14 protein-coding genes are annotated in these 18763 nt (G+C 52.2%); 6 read left to right on the top strand and 8 right to left on the bottom strand.

Features of this window, described 5'->3' with window-relative positions; translation table 11 throughout:
• Window positions 1–101: 101 nt before the first annotated feature.
• The 3 genes from dcd to apbC all read right to left on the bottom strand — a co-directional run bounded on the left by dcd (window position 102) and on the right by apbC (window position 2712).
• Window positions 102–689, bottom strand: a complete 588-nt coding sequence (dcd, locus tag BGL48_RS04035; RefSeq protein ID WP_046073840.1) for a dCTP deaminase — start codon at window positions 687–689, stop codon at window positions 102–104.
• Between the two features lie 118 nt (window positions 690–807).
• The gene (gene udk / locus BGL48_RS04030; protein ID WP_069361447.1) at window positions 808–1452 is read right to left on the bottom strand and encodes a uridine kinase; all 645 of its coding nucleotides are present in this window, start codon (window positions 1450–1452) and stop codon (window positions 808–810) included.
• A gap of 141 nt (window positions 1453–1593) precedes the next feature.
• On the bottom strand, window positions 1594–2712 hold the full coding sequence (apbC, locus tag BGL48_RS04025) for an iron-sulfur cluster carrier protein ApbC (protein WP_083238419.1): 1119 nt from the start codon (window positions 2710–2712) through the stop codon (window positions 1594–1596).
• Window positions 2713–2869: 157 nt separating this feature from the next.
• On the opposite strand from apbC, the gene metG reads away from it, so the two are divergent.
• Together metG and BGL48_RS04015 are read left to right on the top strand one after the other, a co-directional pair.
• Window positions 2870–4906, top strand: a complete 2037-nt coding sequence (metG, locus tag BGL48_RS04020; RefSeq protein WP_069361446.1) for a methionine--tRNA ligase — start codon at window positions 2870–2872, stop codon at window positions 4904–4906.
• A 242-nt stretch (window positions 4907–5148) separates the two neighbouring features.
• Window positions 5149–5928, top strand: coding sequence for a hypothetical protein (locus BGL48_RS04015; protein WP_069361445.1), 780 nt, complete (start codon window positions 5149–5151; stop codon window positions 5926–5928).
• A 60-nt stretch (window positions 5929–5988) separates the two neighbouring features.
• Here BGL48_RS04015 and serS read toward each other — a convergent pair whose 3' ends face one another.
• The 5 genes from serS to lrp form a co-directional block, all read right to left on the bottom strand.
• Window positions 5989–7275: a serine--tRNA ligase gene (gene serS / locus BGL48_RS04010; protein WP_069361444.1), complete on the bottom strand. Its 1287-nt coding sequence runs from the start codon at window positions 7273–7275 to the stop codon at window positions 5989–5991.
• A gap of 73 nt (window positions 7276–7348) precedes the next feature.
• A complete protein-coding gene (locus tag BGL48_RS04005) occupies window positions 7349–8671 on the bottom strand; it encodes a replication-associated recombination protein A (RefSeq protein ID WP_369801937.1) in 1323 nt (440 codons plus the stop codon).
• A gap of 11 nt (window positions 8672–8682) precedes the next feature.
• Window positions 8683–9282 carry an outer membrane lipoprotein chaperone LolA gene (gene lolA, locus BGL48_RS04000; RefSeq protein ID WP_069361502.1) on the bottom strand — a complete coding sequence of 200 codons (600 nt, stop codon included), beginning with the start codon at window positions 9280–9282 and terminating at the stop codon, window positions 8683–8685.
• A gap of 46 nt (window positions 9283–9328) precedes the next feature.
• Window positions 9329–12097 carry a DNA translocase FtsK gene (locus BGL48_RS03995; RefSeq protein WP_069361501.1) on the bottom strand — a complete coding sequence of 923 codons (2769 nt, stop codon included), beginning with the start codon at window positions 12095–12097 and terminating at the stop codon, window positions 9329–9331.
• A 234-nt stretch (window positions 12098–12331) separates the two neighbouring features.
• A complete protein-coding gene (gene lrp, locus BGL48_RS03990) occupies window positions 12332–12826 on the bottom strand; it encodes a leucine-responsive transcriptional regulator Lrp (RefSeq protein WP_046073519.1) in 495 nt (164 codons plus the stop codon).
• 166 nt (window positions 12827–12992) lie between these two features.
• Between lrp and ald the strand changes: the two genes are divergently transcribed.
• The 4 genes from ald to cydC all read left to right on the top strand — a co-directional run bounded on the left by ald (window position 12993) and on the right by cydC (window position 18757).
• Window positions 12993–14117: an alanine dehydrogenase gene (ald, locus tag BGL48_RS03985; RefSeq protein WP_069361442.1), complete on the top strand. Its 1125-nt coding sequence runs from the start codon at window positions 12993–12995 to the stop codon at window positions 14115–14117.
• Window positions 14118–14236: 119 nt separating this feature from the next.
• Window positions 14237–15199: a thioredoxin-disulfide reductase gene (gene trxB, locus BGL48_RS03980; protein WP_069361441.1), complete on the top strand. Its 963-nt coding sequence runs from the start codon at window positions 14237–14239 to the stop codon at window positions 15197–15199.
• 77 nt (window positions 15200–15276) lie between these two features.
• Complete coding sequence (cydD, locus tag BGL48_RS03975; RefSeq protein WP_069361440.1) at window positions 15277–17046, top strand: heme ABC transporter permease/ATP-binding protein CydD; 1770 nt, start codon at window positions 15277–15279, stop codon at window positions 17044–17046.
• On the top strand, window positions 17039–18757 hold the full coding sequence (gene cydC, locus BGL48_RS03970; RefSeq protein WP_069361439.1) for a heme ABC transporter ATP-binding protein/permease CydC: 1719 nt from the start codon (window positions 17039–17041) through the stop codon (window positions 18755–18757). The genes cydD and cydC overlap by 8 nt, the downstream gene beginning before the upstream one ends.
• Window positions 18758–18763 lie beyond the last annotated feature (6 nt).

The raw sequence follows: 18763 nt of genomic DNA, 5'->3' as shown, positions 1-18763 counted from the left end.
AACAGGCGATACCACTCGCGATAGAGACTCGCCTTATCGACCATGATTTCACGATCGGGTTCCCCGTTAGAAAAAATGCGCCCGTAGGCGCATTACAATCGTTAAACCTTGTCTTGGCTAATGCGAGAGGCGACGGCCCCTTGCTGATTTTTGTATTTTGCGTTATCGCGTTTGTTATACGGCTTATCAGCCGCGCCCGACATAGGCTCAAAGCTTAACGCACCAATCGGCATACCGGGTCGTAGCGCCAAAGGCAAACGACCATTGTTATAGAACTCGAGGACAATACGGCCCGACCAGCCCGGGTCTATCCGGTGCGCGGTTACATGCACCATCAGCCCTAAACGTGCTAACGATGAACGGCCATCAAGCCAGCCGACGATATCGTCCGGTAGGGTCACTGCTTCATGCGTGACAGCGAGCGCGAGCTGGCCTGGGTGAAGATAAAATGCCTCACCATCAGCAATCTCAATTTCATCACTCATCACACGTTCAAGCTGGGCATTAACCTCTTCTTTCGGGCCAGATAGATCGATAAATGCCGCCCCGTGATCATTAAAGACACGGAATTGATTGCCCAACGTCACATCCGCCGTCACACCAGAAATCGACGCCTCTGCCGGACGCGGCTCAATTTTGATGCGGCCATCATCAAGGTGTTCTTTGATATGCCTGTCGCATAGTCGCATCGGATAGTCCTCACGGTTAATAGATGGAGCGATACACTCACGTACCGCATTCACTTAGCTCGTTATCCTCTGCATACAAAAGCAGGGAGTGGTGATCCGTTAAGCCATCATACGTCAATCAGGCTTTCAGTAATCGCGCGATATGCGCTTTTAATACATCAATCGCAATGCGGTTTTTCCCTCCGCGTGGCACGATAATGTCGGCATATTGCTTTGACGGCTCAATAAACTGCATAAACATAGGGCGGACCGTCTTCTGATATTGCTCCATCACAGAGTCCATGGTGCGGCCGCGTTCAGCCACATCACGTTTCATGCGACGCAATAAGCAAATATCAAGGGGGGTATCCATAAAGACGCTGGCATGGATAAGATTGCGCAGACGTGGGTCGGTCAGTAACAGGATCCCTTCCAAAATGATCACCTTTTTGGGCGTCATGGTGGTGGTTTCATCCATACGGGTATGCTCTGAGTAGCTGTACACAGGCACATCGACAGACTGACCGGCCGCGAGGCTTTCTAAGTGCTCGCAAAGCAAGTTATGGTCTAGCGCTTGTGGATGGTCATAGTTGGTTTGTACGCGCTCTTCCATGCTGAGATGGCTCTGATCGCGGTAATATCTGTCTTCCGTGATCACGCCGATTTGATGATCGCCGACTTTTTCCTTTAATTCCTTATAAATCGTGCTAGCGATCAGGCTTTTACCGGAAGCAGAGGCACCTGCTATGCCGATAATAACGCATTGGTGGTTGTTGTCACTCATAATATGAATACCCAGAGGAAGCTTGGCGGAATCTACATAAACCGCCTGATTATAGGGAGTTGAAGCCGCTGGCGCCAGAGAAAATCACGCTTCCCTGACGCATCCGTCGCTTTAAGCCTGCTACAGCTGCCCGTTGCTCAATCAGGGCGACACCGTTTGTACGCTTATTTGTTCAGGGCGCGTTTCCCCTTGCCAGTAAAGCTGACTGGCGACGGTGGCTGCCATTTGGCGATAAACCGCAGCGTGCTCACTGTCGGGGCGCGCCACCATACTCGGTGTGCCTGCGTCTATGTCCTCACGAATGGCGACATGAAGCGGTACTTGTGCCAAGACCGGCACCCCTTGTTCACGGGCCATTTTCTCCGCACCACCGGTACCGAAAATCGCTTCATGATGGCCGCATTGCGAACAAATATGGTAGCTCATGTTTTCTATTACCCCGAGAACCGGCACCTGTACTTTCTCAAACATCGCCACGCCTTTAATCGCATCAGCCAGTGCGAGATCCTGTGGTGTGGTGACCACCATCGCCCCCGTCACCGGAAACTGTTGCGCCAAACTAAGCTGAATGTCGCCCGTGCCTGGCGGCATATCAACCACCAAATAATCAAGTTCAGGCCAGCGGGTTTCATTGATCAATTGAGCAAAGGCTTTCGATGCCATCGGCCCACGCCACACGGTGGCGTTATCGGCGGGCACCAGGTAACCAATTGAATTAGAGGCAATGCCATGACGCCTCACAGGCTCCATCAGTTTGCCATCATGAGTTTGTGGCTCGCTGTCTTTAGCGCCGAGCATTATCGGCAGCGATGGACCATACACATCCGCATCGACAATGCCCACCGATGCCCCTTCGGCGTGCAGGGCCAGTGCCAAATTGACCGCCGTCGTCGATTTACCCACGCCGCCTTTGGCCGAACTCACCACTAACAGGTTTTTCACCCCTTTGACGGGCGCTTTGTCACCACTTTTTATCGGCGCCACTCTCTGTGTCAGTTGAAACTGCTGCGCCAATGACGTCGACTGGGCACTGAGCCACTCATCGAGCGCCTGCATCACTGACGCCGCTGCAAATGGGAATGTCACCTTAAAGCCGTCTCCACTCGCGCTCACCCACTGTGGTTGGCTTGCCCACTGCTCCACCAAGCGCGAGTGTGAAAACTGATTCAATAGACTCACTGCGTCGTCCACATTGGTCAGCGGGGCGGCCGTGTCTTGTTTTTGTTTTTGTGCTTTTTTCTTTTTAGAACCAAATAACATGCATCACCATCCCATTGATTAAAATATATTAGGCCGGATTGGCAACGTTTAACGGATAAACCGCCTCACTCACGGCCTGCACTAGGCAAGGCATATCGTATCAGGTAAGATTTCCGCAATCATTCCATTCATATCATAAGAGCGAACAAACAAGATTATGGCTGCAACCCCACGGAAAATTCTGGTGACCTGTGCGCTGCCTTATGCGAACGGCTCGATTCATTTGGGCCACATGCTCGAGCATATTCAAGCAGACGTATGGGTGCGCTATCAGCGCCTACGTGGCAACACGACTCACTTTATTTGTGCCGACGATGCCCACGGTACCCCCATTATGTTGAAAGCACAGCAAATGGGTGTCGAGCCAGAAGCCATGATCGCTGGCGTGCAACAAGAGCACCAAGCCGACTTTGATGGCTTTGATATCAGCTTCGATAATTATCACAGCACCCACAGTGATGAAAACCGCGAACTCGCCTCGTTTATCTATACCCAGCTACGCGATAACGGTTACATCACTAGTCGAACTATTTCTCAACTGTTTGATCCGGAAAAAGAAATGTTCTTGCCGGATCGCTTTGTCAAAGGCGAGTGTCCAAAATGTCACGCCGACGATCAGTACGGTGACAACTGTGATAACTGTGGTGAAACCTATACCCCGGCAGAGCTGATTAACCCTCGTTCAGCGGTGAGCGGCGCGACGCCCGTGATGCGTGACTCTGAGCACTTCTTCTTCGATTTGCCACAATTTGAACAAATGCTCAATGAGTGGACGAAATCCGGCTCACTGCAAAGTGAGATTGCTAACAAGATGAATGAGTGGTTTGAAACCGGCCTGCAGCAGTGGGATATTTCCCGCGATGCGCCCTACTTTGGTTTCGAGATCCCTGATCAGCCTGGCAAGTTTTTCTACGTTTGGCTCGATGCGCCGATTGGTTATATGGGGTCATTTAAAAACTACTGTGACAAGCGCGGCGACATCGACTTTGATGAGTATTGGAAAGCCAACAGCGATGCCGAGCTTTATCACTTTATTGGCAAAGACATTGTTTATTTCCATAGTTTGTTCTGGCCCGCCATGCTCGACGGTGCCGGTTTCCGCAAGCCAAACAACGTCTTTGTGCACGGTTATGTCACCGTCAATGGCGCGAAAATGTCCAAGTCGAAAGGGACATTCATTAAAGCAAGCACTTACTTAAAACACCTTGACCCTGAGTGCCTGCGTTACTACTACGCCGCCAAACTCAACAGCCGTATTGATGATCTCGATTTAAGCTTGGATGACTTCATCCAGCGCGTGAATACCGACATTGTCAACAAAGTGGTCAACTTAGCCTCTCGCAACGCGGGTTTCATCAGCAAACGCTTTGACGGTCAGCTATCAACCGTTTGCTCTGAGCCTGAGCTATATCAATCCTTTATCGATAAAGCCGAGCACATTGGCGAGCTCTATGAGGCCCGTGAATTCAATCGCGCCATTCGTGAGATCATTGCGCTGGCCGATAAGGCCAACCAGTACGTCGATGAGAAAGCCCCTTGGGTCATCGCCAAAGAGGAAGGGAAAGAGGCTGAGCTACAGGCTATTTGCTCAGTGGGTATTAACTTATTCCGAGTGTTGATGACTTATCTAAAACCCGTGATGCCAAAACTGGCCGAACGGGCGGAAGGCTTTTTAAACGACACCCTCACGTGGGAAAGCATTGCCACTCCACTCACTGGCCATCAGATCACCAAGTTCAAGGCGCTATTTAACCGGATTGATCCGAAAGCCGTCGATGCCATGATTGCTGATAGCAAAGAAGATGTTGCGACCGAAGAGGCGGAAAAAGCCAAAGCGCAAGGGCCTTTGGCTGATGACCCCCTCGCGGATGAAATTGAATTTGGTGACTTTGCTAAAGTGGATCTCCGTGTTGCCAAGATCCTTGAGTGCGAAGCCGTGCCAAAAGCAGATAAACTGCTCAAATTCAAGCTCGATATTGGCGGTGAAACACGTCAGGTTTTCGCTGGGATCAAATCGGCCTACAAACCGGAAGATCTGGTGGGCAAGCACACTGTGATGGTCGCCAATCTAAAACCCCGTAAGATGAAGTTTGGCATGTCAGAAGGCATGATTTTAGCGGCCGGCCCTGGTGGGAAAGAGATTTGGATCCTAGAGCCTCATGAGGGGGCCCAGCCAGGTATGCGTGTCATGTAATCTCCCTGCCTCGTCAATTTGCACAAGCAGAGAATAAAGAGCCCAGCCGGGCTCTTTTTTTGTCCAATAGGTGCCAATTCTCCGCGCCCTGCACTACAAGAGGGCAATCACTCCCTAACACGGTGCGTAAAATGCCCACCATCAGACCCCGATCAAGGCCATACAAGGCGTGATTAATCTCTCAGTTTTGGCATGCTTCATGCTCCTTCAGAGAGACACGCGAGCCATAGCAAGGAGAGCATATGGGGTGGTTAGTCATGATAGGGATTTTAGCACTCGGGATTGCTAGCGTGGTGGCGGTTATCGTGTATCGTCAACGCCCGGATTGGCGATTACATCAACTGCATGAGTTACGTGCATTACTTCAGCATGCTCGCTACCTCGCGACCCAACCGCGCGTCGATCCGCATGACTATCATCGATTGCTGGATCAAACACGCCAGTTACATCACTTGGCGCCGCATACGCAAAAGCCAATGTATCGGCTTTTTTTCCATCACCTTCACGCCTTGCCACAATACGATGATGTGACCCAGGCCAAGATGAAAAACCGCGCATTGCAACACCTCGCTTACTTGGTGGATGAAGCCATCCCGCCAGTGTTGATTGCCTATGGTGAAGACCACACCCTCGCGGCTTACCAACAAATTTGGTATGCGGTGTTAGAACTGCTGCAGGCTCGCCAACGTTTTTCCTACGCGTCAATACAATTGGAGAACGCAACGCCCAATGCACATCAGTCTCTCAGTTTACAACAACAAATACTCACCAAGCGCTTAGTACAGCTACGCGACCTTGAATTGGATGAGGCATTCAGCGATAAGGTTAATCAGGTTATCTCCCAGCTTGATGATGTACATAGCTTGTCACTCACGCACCGTCTGGCGGTGGCACAGCAAGTCAACGCCGTGATGCTTGATGCCCTCGATACCTTTCTAGCGACGCTGCTCGCGCGCTTTCCTGCACCAAAGGATGATATTTTCAATACGCTTTCTCCCATCAATGACTCACACCATCAATGATCAACCTCTAAGCCATTAAAAAGCCGGCGCAAGGCCGGCTTGATAGCAACATGATGACACTTACCCAATATGGGTTTGCCCGCCCATATAAGGGCGAAGTGCTTCAGGGATCTCAATACGGCCATCCGCTTGTTGGTAGTTTTCCAAAATAGCCACCAAGGTACGGCCTACCGCCAAGCCCGAACCATTCAAGGTGTGCAACAGTTCAGGTTTTTTCTCACCTTTACGACGGAAACGTGCCTGCATACGGCGAGCTTGGAAGTCCATGGTGTTTGAGCACGATGAAATCTCACGATAAGTATTTTGCGCGGGCAACCAGACTTCTAGATCGTAGGTTTTCGCCGCACCAAAGCCCATGTCGCCGGTGCAGAGCAACATCTTACGATATGGCAGATTCAGCAACTGCAATACTTTTTCTGCATCCGCAGTCAATGACTCCAGTGCTTCCATTGAGTCTTCTGGCTTAACCACCTTCACCAACTCAACTTTATCGAACTGGTGCATACGGATAAGGCCGCGCGTATCACGCCCGTATGAACCTGCTTCTGAGCGGAAGCAAGGGGTGTGTGCGGTCATGCACAGCGGAAGATCCGCTTCATCGATGATTTCATCACGTACCATGTTGGTCAGCGGCACTTCCGCGGTTGGGATCAAAGACATGCCAATCCCTTCTTCCGTCGCCGGCTGGGTATGGAACAAATCTTCACCGAATTTAGGCAGCTGACCGGTGCCATAGAGGCTGTCCGCATTAACCAGATACGGTACGTACATTTCGGTGTAACCGTGCTCGTTGGTGTGCAAGTCGAGCATAAATTGCGTGAGCGCACGATGCATACGCGCCATTTGCCCTTTCATCACGATAAAGCGAGAGCCTGACAGTTTCACCGCACTGGCAAAATCAAGACCACCGGTGAGTTCGCCGAGGTCGACGTGATCTTTAACCTCGAACTCAAATTGACGGGGCTCGCCCCAGCGAGAAATTTCCTGGTTTTCAGACTCGTCTTTGCCACTGGGCACTTCTTCGGCCGGTAAGTTAGGCACGCCCATCACGACATCATTCACTTTTTGCTGGAGCGCCGCGAGCTCTGTTTTCGCCGCATCCAATTCATCACCCAGGTTTGCCACTTCTTCGAGCAATGGTGCGATGTCTTCACCCTTTGCTTTAGCCTGGCCAATGGACTTCGATCGGGAATTACGCTCTGCTTGCAGTTGTTCGGTGCGAATTTGCAGGGATTTACGTTGTTCCTCGAGTTCACGCATAGCGTCAACATCAAGCGTAAAGCCACGACGAGCGAGTTGTTGAGCGGTTTGTTCCAGCTCAGTTCGAAGTAATTTGGAATCCAGCATGCTAATCCTGTGCTTTCGGGTTATTGACTGTAAATTGACGAAGTTAAACCTTACCCAAAAAGGGTAAACTTGCCTAGCGCTTTTGCGGGCTTTTTATATCCTGCTCTGCGAGAAAGGCGAGCTTTTCGGCGATTTTAATTTCTAGCCCACGATTGACGGGCTGATAGTAACGCGCCTCGCCAAGCTCCGGGGGGAGATAGCGCTCTCCCGCGGCATAGGCATTGGGCTCATCGTGGGCATAGCGATAGCCGTCTCCGTGTCCCATTTGCTCCATCAATGCCGTTGGTGCATTACGAAGGTGCATAGGAACAGGCGCATTAGCGGTGTCTTTGGCATCACGCAAGGCTTGTTTCCACGCGGTATAAACCGCGTTACTTTTAGGCGCACTGGCCAAATACACCGCGGCTTGAGCAATGGCGCGCTCACCCTCTGCCGGCCCCACGCGGGTAAAGCAGTCCCAGGCGTTAAGCGCGACCTGCATCGCGCGCGGATCGGCATTACCGACATCCTCAGACGCAATCGCAAGTAGTCGCCTGGCGACATAGAGCGGATCGCCCCCTGCGCTGACAATCCGTGCGTACCAATACAATGCCCCGTCGGGGCTCGAGCCACGTACCGATTTGTGAAACGCAGAAATCAAGTCATACCACGCATCACCTTGTTTATCGAATTGCGCCACTTTTTCACCGGCCACGTCCTTAAGCATCGACATCGTGATTTGGCCATCGGCCATGTCTGCCAACATTTCCAATAGGTTTAACGCCATACGTGCATCACCACTGCATGCTGCCGTTAATGCTGCTTTCACGCCGTTATCAAAGGCTAAAGACTGCTTACCGAGCCCTCGCTGCGCGTCGGCGAGTGCTTGATCAATCACCGCTTCCAAATCGCTCTCATCAAGGCTGGTTAGGCGGTACACACGGGCACGCGATAGCAAGGCGTTATTAAGTTCGAACGAGGGATTTTCCGTGGTGGCACCAATAAACGTCACCGTCCCCGCTTCCACATGGGGCAAAAACGCATCCTGCTGGCTTTTATTAAAGCGGTGCACTTCATCCACAAACAGAACGGTACGAATACCGGCTTGCTTGTTTTGCTCTGCGCGCCCAATCGCCTCTCGGATCTCTTTGACGCCAGACGTCACGGCCGAGATCTGTTCCAGCTCTGCGTTGGCTTGGCGCGCGGCTATATCGGCGAGCGTGGTTTTACCGGTCCCCGGAGGCCCCCAGAAAATCATCGAATGGAGGGAGCCCGACTCAATCGCCCGGCGAAGCGGTTTACCCTCGGCGAGAAGATGGCGCTGCCCGATGTACTGGTCAAGCGTGAGTGGCCGCATACGTGCGGCCAGTGGGCGAAAATCGTCTGCAAAGTCAAGCGGTAAGGTCGCCACAGTCACCTCCGAGGCAATTATCTTGGTTGGCGCTGATCGTCGACCATCACTGAGTCGGGTGGCGTAAACGAAAACAGGTCCGACGCCGGTGTTTGTCGACTAAACTGGCTCAGCGTAAACTGGCTCTGTTGCCCATCTTGCTCAACCACGGTAAAACCGGTCAAGGTACCATCCGGCTTCACCGTGACCTCAAATTCGCCAATCGTGCCTGTGGTTTTTGGCGTTAAGGTAAAGGTGTCAGCCTCTTGGGTGATTTGATAAGCCTGCCAATCACTGGGCTGATTGCGCGTTAGCAATACAAACGGCGTCTGTGCCGTGGCATCCTCCAGCCACATCGCCGTCACTTGCTCAACAAAGGGGCTGTAGTACCAGAGCGTCTCGCCATCGGAAATCATGATAGTTTCGTCGGGTGAGGTTGTGGTCCAGTTAAACAAATTTGGCCGCTCAATGGCGAGCCGTCCTTTTGCTTGATGAATCACCTCTCCTTCTGGGCTGTGCACTGTTTGCGAAAACTGCGCACTGAATGCGTCAACCTGACTCAAGCGTTCCATCAGGTGTTGTTGCGCCGGCGTTTTCGCCTGAACCAATAATGCAAAAAATAGCGACATCACCACCATTAGGTGGCGGATAGCAGAGAGTCGAGTCATGAAACCTTCCATTCGATCAATCTTTGGGTGGTGGTGGCGCGATAACTTCGCGATTACCGTTATGGCCTGGTGAGCTTACGACACCATGTGCTTCCAGTTGTTCCACAATCCGCGCCGCCCGGTTGTAGCCAATTTTAAACCGGCGCTGGACGCCAGAGACAGAGCCTCGGCGGCTTTCGGTGACAAATTCAACCACTTGGTCAAAAAGCTGGTCCAGCTCCTCACCCTCTCCGCCTGAGGGCGCTTCACCCGGCAACAAGCTATCAGAGCCTTGCTCCCCTTTGGTTATTTCGTCTAGGTACTGTGGCTTACCACGTGCTTTCCAGTTGTTCACCACGCGATGAACCTCTTCATCACTGACAAAAGCGCCATGTACACGGATGGGGTGGTTAGAGCCATTAGGCATAAAGAGCATATCACCCATTCCTAACAATGACTCTGCGCCACCTTGGTCAAGAATGGTGCGTGAATCCGTTTTCGTCGATACCGTAAACGCCATCCGCGTTGGAATGTTGGCTTTGATTAAGCCTGTAATCACATCCACTGATGGACGCTGGGTGGCAAGCACGAGATGAATCCCCGCTGCCCGCGCTTTTTGTGCTAGTCGCGCAATCAGCTCTTCCACTTTTTTGCCCACCACCATCATCAGATCGGAGAATTCATCCACGACCACCACAATATAAGGTAGCTTTTCCAGCTTAGGCGCTGACTCATCCATCGAGTCACCTGGCTTCCAAAGCGGATCGGGAATGGGGTTATTGGCGGCTTCCGCGGCTTTTACTTTTTCGTTAAAGCCTTTTAGGTTCCGTACTCCAAGCGCCGACATCAGCTTGTAACGACGTTCCATCTCACCCACACACCAACGCAGGGCATTCCCCGCATCTTTCATGTCAGTCACCACCTCAGTCAACAGGTGTGGGATCCCCTCGTATACCGAAAGCTCGAGCATTTTCGGATCGATCATGATAAAGCGCACATCTTCCGGTGAGGCTTTATACAACATACTTACCAGCATCACGTTCACGCCCACCGACTTACCCGAGCCTGTGGTACCGGCCACCAGCATGTGTGGCGCTTTACCCAAATCAGTGATAATCGCCTCACCCGCGATATCATTACCCAGCACTACCGAAATCGGCGAGTGGCTACTCTTAAACCGCTCACTACCAATCACTTCGGACATAAACACCGTCTCCCGGTGCTCATTAGGCAGCTCAAGGCCAATGTAGGGTTTTCCTGGAATCACTTCGACCACACGCACTGCGGTGGTCGACAAAGCGCGCGCCAAGTCTTTAGATAAGCCAGAAATGCGTGAAACTTTAACCCCAGGCGCAAGATCGAGTTCAAAACGGGTGATCACCGGGCCTGGATATACGCCCACTACGCGCGCCTGAACTTTAAAGTCTTCCAGTCGTGCTTCGACCAGGCGAGCAATCTTCTCGAGCTCTTCACGCGTCGCCTGCTCTGCGGTATGGCGAGCGGGGTCAAGCAGATCGAGGGTCGGGAAAGGTTCTTTCGGCGTGGGTAAATCCGGCTCATCTTTGACTAGGAACGGATGATCCAGTCCAGCCGCCTGCTGCTGATTTTTTTGCGCTTGGCGAATGGTTTCTTGGAAGGGGTCGTCATCCTCATCCGCGCCACTGCTCGCTTGTTCTGCACGCTCAAGCTCGGACAGCCCATCTTGATTGCCATAAGTTGTGTCGGCGTGATGCTGGCTCGGTGCGATTGGTGCACTGTGCAGATCATCAGATGGTGTCTCTTTGCCCGTTTCAATAGAGGGAGCAGTTCCAGTATCAAGATGTGGCGTATCCACCTCAACGCGCGAAGACGATACAGGCGCAGCTTCTTCATGCTCCTCCTCGTGCTCGATAGCAAGGTGCCACTGCCCCAATGACGGTTCCTCGGGTTGCGCATCATCGCTATCGGTAACGCCCTGATCGTCGGCAACATCCGAGTCTGTTGCCGAACGCGCTTGTCCACCAAAGATAATAGGCGACGCTGCCTTGTTCTGTGCCTGCTCATCGTTGGCGGAATTCTCCGCCTTCTCCGGCGCTGACGGCGTCAGGCGGCGTAGGTCACTGAGCTCCATCGGCTCAGACGCATTGGCTGCGGTGCTCTGTGTGTCGGTGTCTGGAACGCCTAACTCGGTAGGCGTGTCACCACGAATCCGATTGACCGCCCAGGTGACGCCTTTTAGTGTCATGGCACCGAGATTATCAACAATGGTCAACCAAGAAATGCCTGTAAAGAGCGTAAAGCCGGCCGCCCAGCCAAACAGCATCACCAAGGTCGTGCCTAATACGTTAAATAGCGGCAGCGCCAAACTGTTGGTGACATCCCCCATTACACCACCAGAGGAAAAATGCCAAAAATCGTCAAAATTCAAATCGGCCAACGAACAGCTGGTTAAAAACAGGATAAACAGTCCCAAGATACGCGCGCCGATAATGGTATAATTGATGGGTTCATCGTCGCTGCGGCGACGCAAGAACACCCACCCCCCGAGAATCGCCGCTGGTGGCAGCGGATACGCTAAGATACCAAACGAAAAGAAGAGACTATCGGCGAGCCACGCGCCCATGGCACCTGCTGCATTGTGGACATCACCATGCCAGGCAGTTTGCGACCAGGATGGGTCGGCCGGATTAAAAGACAATAGGGCGACCATGGTGAACACGGCTGCCGCGAGTACCAAAATAAACCCACACTCTTTTAATCGCTGAACGCCATCTAAACGCGCTTTAGCACGAGCCGCTTTGGGCTCCCGACGTAAAGAAAACTCCATCATCACCTGTTTAATACTGTTCGTGAACCGCATTCCTCATCCTACTCTGAGGCTTGCTTATGTTGCCCTGACTTTATCACATTCATGCCGTGAGGGCAGGCATGATGCCTGCCTACGCCAAATCTTTACCGAGATATCACACAATCTTGTGCTATCCGCACAAAAAATAAGCCGAGCATGACGCTCGGCTTCAGTCTCGACAAGTGGTGCGTCGCACCCCATTTTATCACCTGGCTAACGGGTATGGATAACCAGATGATTACTCTGTTTCACCTCTTCCATCACCACATACGTGCGAGTGTCATTCACACCGGGTAAACGCAGCAAGGTTTCACCCAATAACTTGCGATAAGCTGACATATCCGCTACTCGTGTTTTAAGCAGGTAGTCAAAATCCCCTGACACTAACGAGCACTCTTGAATATCCTCAAGCGTTTGCACGGCTTTATTAAATTGCTCGAACACATCAGGCGCACCGCGGTTGAGTGTGATTTCGACAAACACCAACAGTGATGCATCCAAATACTGGGGGTTAAGCAGTGCTGTATAGCCAAGGATATAACCTTGACGCTCAAGACGTCGTACACGTTCTAGACAGGGGGTAGGAGAAAGACCAACACGTTTTGATAACTCAACGTTAGAGACTCGCCCATCCTTTTGAAGCTCGTTCAGGATGTTGCGGTCAATGCGGTCCAATTCCTTGGAGGGCTTTTTTTTGGTATCTACCATTTTTTATTCCACCTTGTTACTTCCTTGCAAAAAGATATACCAAATTAAATAACATCTAAATGATCTTTAGCATCAAATACTGGTTTATTGCCTTTATACTAGCCTGAAAATTGACAATATCAATAAAAAGCCAGCCGATAACACTGAATAAACACGAGGTGACAGCATGATCATTGGCGTTCCAAAAGAAATCAAAAACCATGAGTACCGCGTTGGTATGGTACCCGCGAGTGTTCGCGAGCTTATTTCTCACGGCCACTCTGTTTACATCGAGACCAACGCAGGTAATGGTATTGGTTTCTCTGACGACGACTATAAAGCCGCCGGCGCGTCTATCCTTCCCACTGCTGCTGACGTTTTTGCGAAAGCAGAAATGATCGTCAAGGTAAAAGAGCCACAAGCCGTTGAGCGTGCGATGCTCCGCGAAGGACAGATTTTGTTCACCTATTTGCATCTTGCACCAGATTTTCCGCAAACAGAAGACTTAATTAAAAGTAAAGCCATCTGTATTGCCTACGAAACGGTAACAGATTCTAAAGGTCGATTGCCACTCCTTGCGCCTATGTCTGAGGTCGCCGGCCGCATGTCTATTCAAGCAGGTGCACAAGCGCTAGAAAAATCACACGGCGGTTCGGGCATGTTGCTCAGCGGTGTGCCCGGGGTTGAGCCTGCGAAAATCGTGGTACTCGGCGGTGGTGTTGTCGGCTCGAACGCCGCTCGTATGGCCGTTGGTCTGCGTGCTGACGTCACGATTCTCGACAAAAATGTCGATACCTTACGTCGCCTCGATGAAGAGTTCCAAGGACGTGCCAAAGTGGTCTACTCCACAGAAGAAACCCTAGAGCAGCATGTGCTGAACGCTGATCTAGTCGTGGGCGCAGTACTGATCCCAGGTGCGGCCGCCCCCAAACTGGTTAACGAAGACCACATTAAGCGTATGAAGCCCGGCGCAGCAGTTGTGGATGTGGCTATCGATCAAGGCGGCTGTTTCGCGACCTCACACGCGACCACTCATGCGGATCCCACCTATATCGTCGATGATGTCGTTCACTACTGTGTCGCCAACATGCCTGGCGCGGTAGCCCGTACCTCTACTGTCGCACTGAACAACGCCACACTGCCTTATATCGTTAAGCTGGCGAATAAAGGCTATCGTGATGCCTTGGTCGAAGATGCGCATCTACGTAATGGTCTGAATGTCATTGGCGGTCAAGTGACCATCAAAGAGGTCGCAGAAGGCTTTGAGTTGCCGTATGTTGATGCCATGGACGCACTAAAGGCCGCGCATTAATCGGCCACACCAATCATAGAAATCGAGGGCACCATCACGGTGCCCTTTCTTTACCTTTCTAATTTACCTACAATCAGTCCATTCAAAAAACGAACCTCTTTTCCTGCTCGGAGACGTGAATGAGTAACATTAAGCATGCGAACCTGTTGATCCTGGGTTCAGGCCCGGCTGGCTATACCGCCGCTGTTTACGCCGCGCGCGCTAACTTAAACCCCGTGATGGTGACCGGAATGCAACAAGGTGGCCAGCTGACCACCACCACGGATGTTGAAAACTGGCCTGGCGACCCTGAGGGACTGACAGGGCCGGCCTTGATGGATCGTATGAAAGCTCATGCGGAAAAATTCGAGACTGAGATTATCTTTGATCACATTAATGAGGTGGACTTATCCGCTCGTCCGTTCCGCTTAAAAGGCGATAATGGTGAGTTCAGCTGTGATGCATTGGTTATCTCTACCGGTGCCTCTGCGCAATATCTTGGCCTTCCATCTGAAGAAGCGTTTAAAGGGCGGGGCGTCTCAGCCTGCGCCACCTGTGATGGGTTTTTCTATCGCAACCAAAAAGTCGCGGTGATCGGGGGTGGTAACACCGCGGTCGAAGAGGCCTTGTACCTATCAAATATTGCCTCAGAAGTGCATGTTGTTCATCGTCGCGACACCTTCCGTGCCGAGAAAATCCTCGTTGACCGCATGATGGATAAAGTGAAGAACGGTAATATCGTGCTACACACTAATCGCGTGCTAGATGAAGTACTAGGCGATGAAATGGGTGTGACCCAAGCACGCTTGAAAGACACCCAAAGTGATGAAACCGAAACACTGGATGTGATGGGTGTGTTTGTTGCGATTGGCCATAAACCTAATACCGATATTTTTGCGGGTCAATTAGAGATGGAAAATGGCTACATCAAGGTCGAGTCGGGCCTCAATGGCAATGCCACTCAAACCAGCGTTGAAGGTGTGTTTGCTGCCGGTGATGTGATGGATCATGTTTATCGCCAAGCGATAACCTCTGCAGGCACCGGCTGTATGGCCGCATTAGATGCCGAGCGCTATCTCGACGCTCTGGCGAATAATCAGTAAGCCCACGCTCTCATGCAGGCCGCCATTCGGTGGCCTGCCCAGCCTATTTGTAGGCTCTCATAAAACAATAAGACGATATGGATAAATCTAAACAGCGGGCGCTAACCCAATGGCTCAAGTCGCAGAGCACGTTAGCCAAACCCTGGTTAGTTGCGACGATTAGTATTGCACTCCTCTCCGGTGTGCTTTTGATTGCCCAAGCAGCACTTCTCGCCCACCTGCTGCACCAATTGATTATTGAACAAACGGATAAATTCACCCTACTCCCCAGTTTTCTGGCGTTAGCTGGCGTCGTATTAGCACGTGCAGCATGCAGCTGGGCCAAAGAGCAAACGGGCTACCGCTGTGGTGAAGTGATTCGCCAACATATTCGTCATTTAATCCTGAATCGCCTCGAGGCGTTGGGGCCGGTGAGCATTCAAGGACGCCCAGCAGGTAGCTGGGCGAGCCTGATTTTAGAGCAAGTAGAAGAGTTACAAGACTTTTTTGCCCGTTATTTGCCGCAAATGGCCATCGCCGTGCTGATCCCCTTGGTGATATTGGTTGCCGTTTTCCCAATCAATTGGGCGTCGGGCGTGATCTTTTTAGTCACCGCGCCGCTGGTCCCCTTTTTCATGGCCTTAGTTGGCATTAAAGCCGCTGATGCCAACCGGAAAAACTTTAAGGCACTGCAACGTTTATCCGGTTACTTCTACGACCGCTTACGTGGACTGCCCACTCTCAAGCTGTTTAATCGCGTTGAGGCGGAGGCCGAGCAGCTTCATCTCGCATCACACACATTTCGCCAACGAACAATGGAAGTGCTACGCCTGGCCTTTTTATCATCGGCCGTGCTGGAATTTTTCACCGCCATTTCCATTGCCGTTGTCGCCGTCTATTTTGGGTTTAGCTTTATTGGTGAGCTTGATTTTGGTCACTATGGTGCCTCTATTTCGCTGTTTACCGGTTTATTCGTGTTAGTGCTGGCTCCCGAGTTTTATCAGCCATTGCGCGATCTCGGCACCTTTTATCACGCCAAGGCACAAGCAATTGGGGCGGCCGAGTCGATCGTGGAATTTCTCGATGCCCAGCCAGATACCGGCACCCAAGGTGAAGCCACGCCTGATTTATCCACCGTCACTATCATCGCGCACGACCTGGAGGTACTCAGTCCCGACGGTCACGTATTGGCAGGGCCAATGTGCTTTTCTATCCAACCCGGTGAACAGATTGCGCTTGTTGGCGTCAGTGGCGCGGGCAAATCTAGCCTTCTTAACGCTCTGCTTGGTTTTCTGCCCTACCGTGGTAGCCTCACCATTAATGGCTATGAACGCAGTGAACTTGATTTAACGCATTGGCGTCAGTCGATAAGCTGGGTCGGGCAAAACCCACAGCTGTTCCATGGCAGTATTCGCGACAATATTGCCCTCGCTAACCCTGAGGCAACGCCTGAGACCATCAACCAAGTGATGACCCAAGCGTACGTGGATGAGTTCGTGATGCGGCTGACCGATGGCTTGGCGCATCCTGTCGGTGACCGAAATGGCGGGTTATCAGTGGGTCAAGCACAGCGTATTGCGGTCGCGCGAGCGCTATTACAAGATGGTGCGCTCTGGGTACTGGATGAGCCAACCGCAAGCCTAGACGCACATAGCGAAAACCGCGTGCTAGAAACTTTGAGTGCGGCAACCCAAGCCAAAACCTGTGTCCAGGTGTCGCACCGTTTAGACTCGCTCACCCACAGTGACCAAGTCTGGGTGATGATGGACGGAAAGTTAGTACAACAAGGCCTCTATCATACTCTCGCTGAAACCGGCCCGCTGGCTGAGATGCTGGCTTCCGCCGATAGGAGAAATCTCGATGCGTGAACTACTGCCCTATCTCCGCCTCTATAAGCGCCACTGGTTCGGTTTGAGTCTAGGTATGGTGCTGGCGTTTGCTACCTTGTTTGCCGCCATTGGCCTACTCACCCTCTCCGGTTGGTTTATTGCCGCTGCGGCTGTCGCCGGCCTGGCGAGCCTTGCCACCTTTAATTACATGCTGCCCGCCGCCGGTGTGCGTGGCTTTTCCATTGGTCGTACCTTCGGCCGTTGGGCTGAACGTGTGGTCAGCCACAATGCCACCTTCAAACTATTGGCCGATTTACGCGTATCATTTTTTCGTAAACTCGCCCCATTAGTCCCTGGTCAAGGGCTGAATATGCGTGATGGCGACTTACTTAATCGCATGGTCGCCGATGTCGATGCCATGGACCACGTTTATCTGCGCCTAGTCAGCCCGATGGTGGTTGGTATCGTGGGCATCCTGGCGGTAAGTTTCTTCCTGGGTTGGTTTGACCCAATGCTTGGCATGGCGCTTGGACTGATCTTGCTCGGGTTACTGATTGGGCTGCCGATCCTTTTTTATCGCTTGGGTAATGATCAAGGCCGTACACAGTTGGAACAAAATGCAGCCACGCGAATCGCACTGCTTGATTGGTTACAAGGCCACGCCGAGCTGGCTTTATTTGGCGCACGTGACCGCTATCGCGCCCGCATCGATGACAGCGAGCAAGCCATGCTGCACGCACAAGCCAATATGGCGCGCATCACCGGATTAGCCAATGCTGTGCTCGTCGCGGCCACAGGGCTAACACTGGTGGCGATGATTTGGCTGGCGGCAGATGGTGTCGGTGATCATAGACCTGGCCCCCTGATTGCTATGGTGGCCTTTACGACCATGGCCAGTTTTGAGTTGATGATGCCGATCACTGCCGCCTTCCAATACCTCGGCAAAACGCTTACCGCCGCGAAACGACTGAATGCGATCACGGAGCGCGCGCCCAGTGTCCCCTTCCCCTCACAAGGACATACTGGCCCCGCTGTCGGCGATATTAGCTTTGATAATGTCAGTTACCAATACCCGGGCGCAGCACAAGACGCGCTTTCAAACATCTCTCTTCGCATCACACCAGGGCAAACACTCGCCCTGTTAGGAAGAACGGGATGTGGCAAATCAACCTTATTGAGCTTGCTTACCCGGGCGTGGGATCCCACGCAAGGTCAAATCACCCTTGATGAGGTGCCGCTCACGCAATGGCAAGAAACCGCACTGCGTGACGCCATGTCTGTGGTGACGCAAAGTGTTGATCTGTTCAACGGCACACTGCGCGACAACCTCATCCTGGCTTGCCCAGAGGCATCAGACGATGCCCTCGCCACTGTCTTGCAGCGCGTTGGCTTGGATGGACTGTTAGAGGGCCAAGGACTCGATGCATGGCTGGGCGATGGCGGACGACAGCTTTCAGGCGGCGAGCGCCGCCGCTTGGGGATTGCTCGTGGCCTCTTGCACCCTGCGCCGATTATGTTACTTGATGAGCCAACCGAAGGCCTAGATGTGCAAACCGAGGCGGAGATCCTATCCTTACTGCAAGACCATTGTCAGGATAAAACCGTGGTGATCATTACCCATCGATTGGTTGGTTTGGCACATATGGACACTGTGTGTTTAATGGATGCTGGCCGCATTATTGAGCAAGGCACACATCAAGACTTGCTGGCACGTAACGGTCGCTATGCGCAACTCATGAACCGCTTGTAACGAGAG

Origin of the sequence: Salinivibrio sp. SS3 (assembly GCF_001722105.1) — a bacterium.
GTDB classification, from domain to species: domain Bacteria; phylum Pseudomonadota; class Gammaproteobacteria; order Enterobacterales; family Vibrionaceae; genus Salinivibrio; species Salinivibrio kushneri.
Note: the sequence above shows the minus strand (reverse complement) of the source record. Positions and strands in the feature narration are given on the sequence as shown.

Bases quoted from the DNA above. Each gene is read 5' to 3' on its own strand.
- dcd (WP_046073840.1), bottom strand. From the start codon at position 689: ATGCGACTATGCGACAGGCATATCAAAGAACACCTTGATGATGGCCGC.
- udk (WP_069361447.1), bottom strand. From the start codon at position 1,452: ATGAGTGACAACAACCACCAATGCGTTATTATCGGCATAGCAGGTGCC.
- apbC (WP_083238419.1), bottom strand. From the start codon at position 2,712: ATGTTATTTGGTTCTAAAAAGAAAAAAGCACAAAAACAAAAACAAGAC.
- metG (WP_069361446.1), top strand. From the start codon at position 2,870: ATGGCTGCAACCCCACGGAAAATTCTGGTGACCTGTGCGCTGCCTTAT.
- BGL48_RS04015 (WP_069361445.1), top strand. From the start codon at position 5,149: ATGGGGTGGTTAGTCATGATAGGGATTTTAGCACTCGGGATTGCTAGC.
- serS (WP_069361444.1), bottom strand. From the start codon at position 7,275: ATGCTGGATTCCAAATTACTTCGAACTGAGCTGGAACAAACCGCTCAA.
- lolA (WP_069361502.1), bottom strand. From the start codon at position 9,282: ATGGTGGTGATGTCGCTATTTTTTGCATTATTGGTTCAGGCGAAAACG.
- BGL48_RS03995 (WP_069361501.1), bottom strand. From the start codon at position 12,097: ATGGAGTTTTCTTTACGTCGGGAGCCCAAAGCGGCTCGTGCTAAAGCG.
- lrp (WP_046073519.1), bottom strand. From the start codon at position 12,826: ATGGTAGATACCAAAAAAAAGCCCTCCAAGGAATTGGACCGCATTGAC.
- ald (WP_069361442.1), top strand. From the start codon at position 12,993: ATGATCATTGGCGTTCCAAAAGAAATCAAAAACCATGAGTACCGCGTT.
- trxB (WP_069361441.1), top strand. From the start codon at position 14,237: ATGAGTAACATTAAGCATGCGAACCTGTTGATCCTGGGTTCAGGCCCG.
- cydD (WP_069361440.1), top strand. From the start codon at position 15,277: ATGGATAAATCTAAACAGCGGGCGCTAACCCAATGGCTCAAGTCGCAG.
- cydC (WP_069361439.1), top strand. From the start codon at position 17,039: ATGCGTGAACTACTGCCCTATCTCCGCCTCTATAAGCGCCACTGGTTC.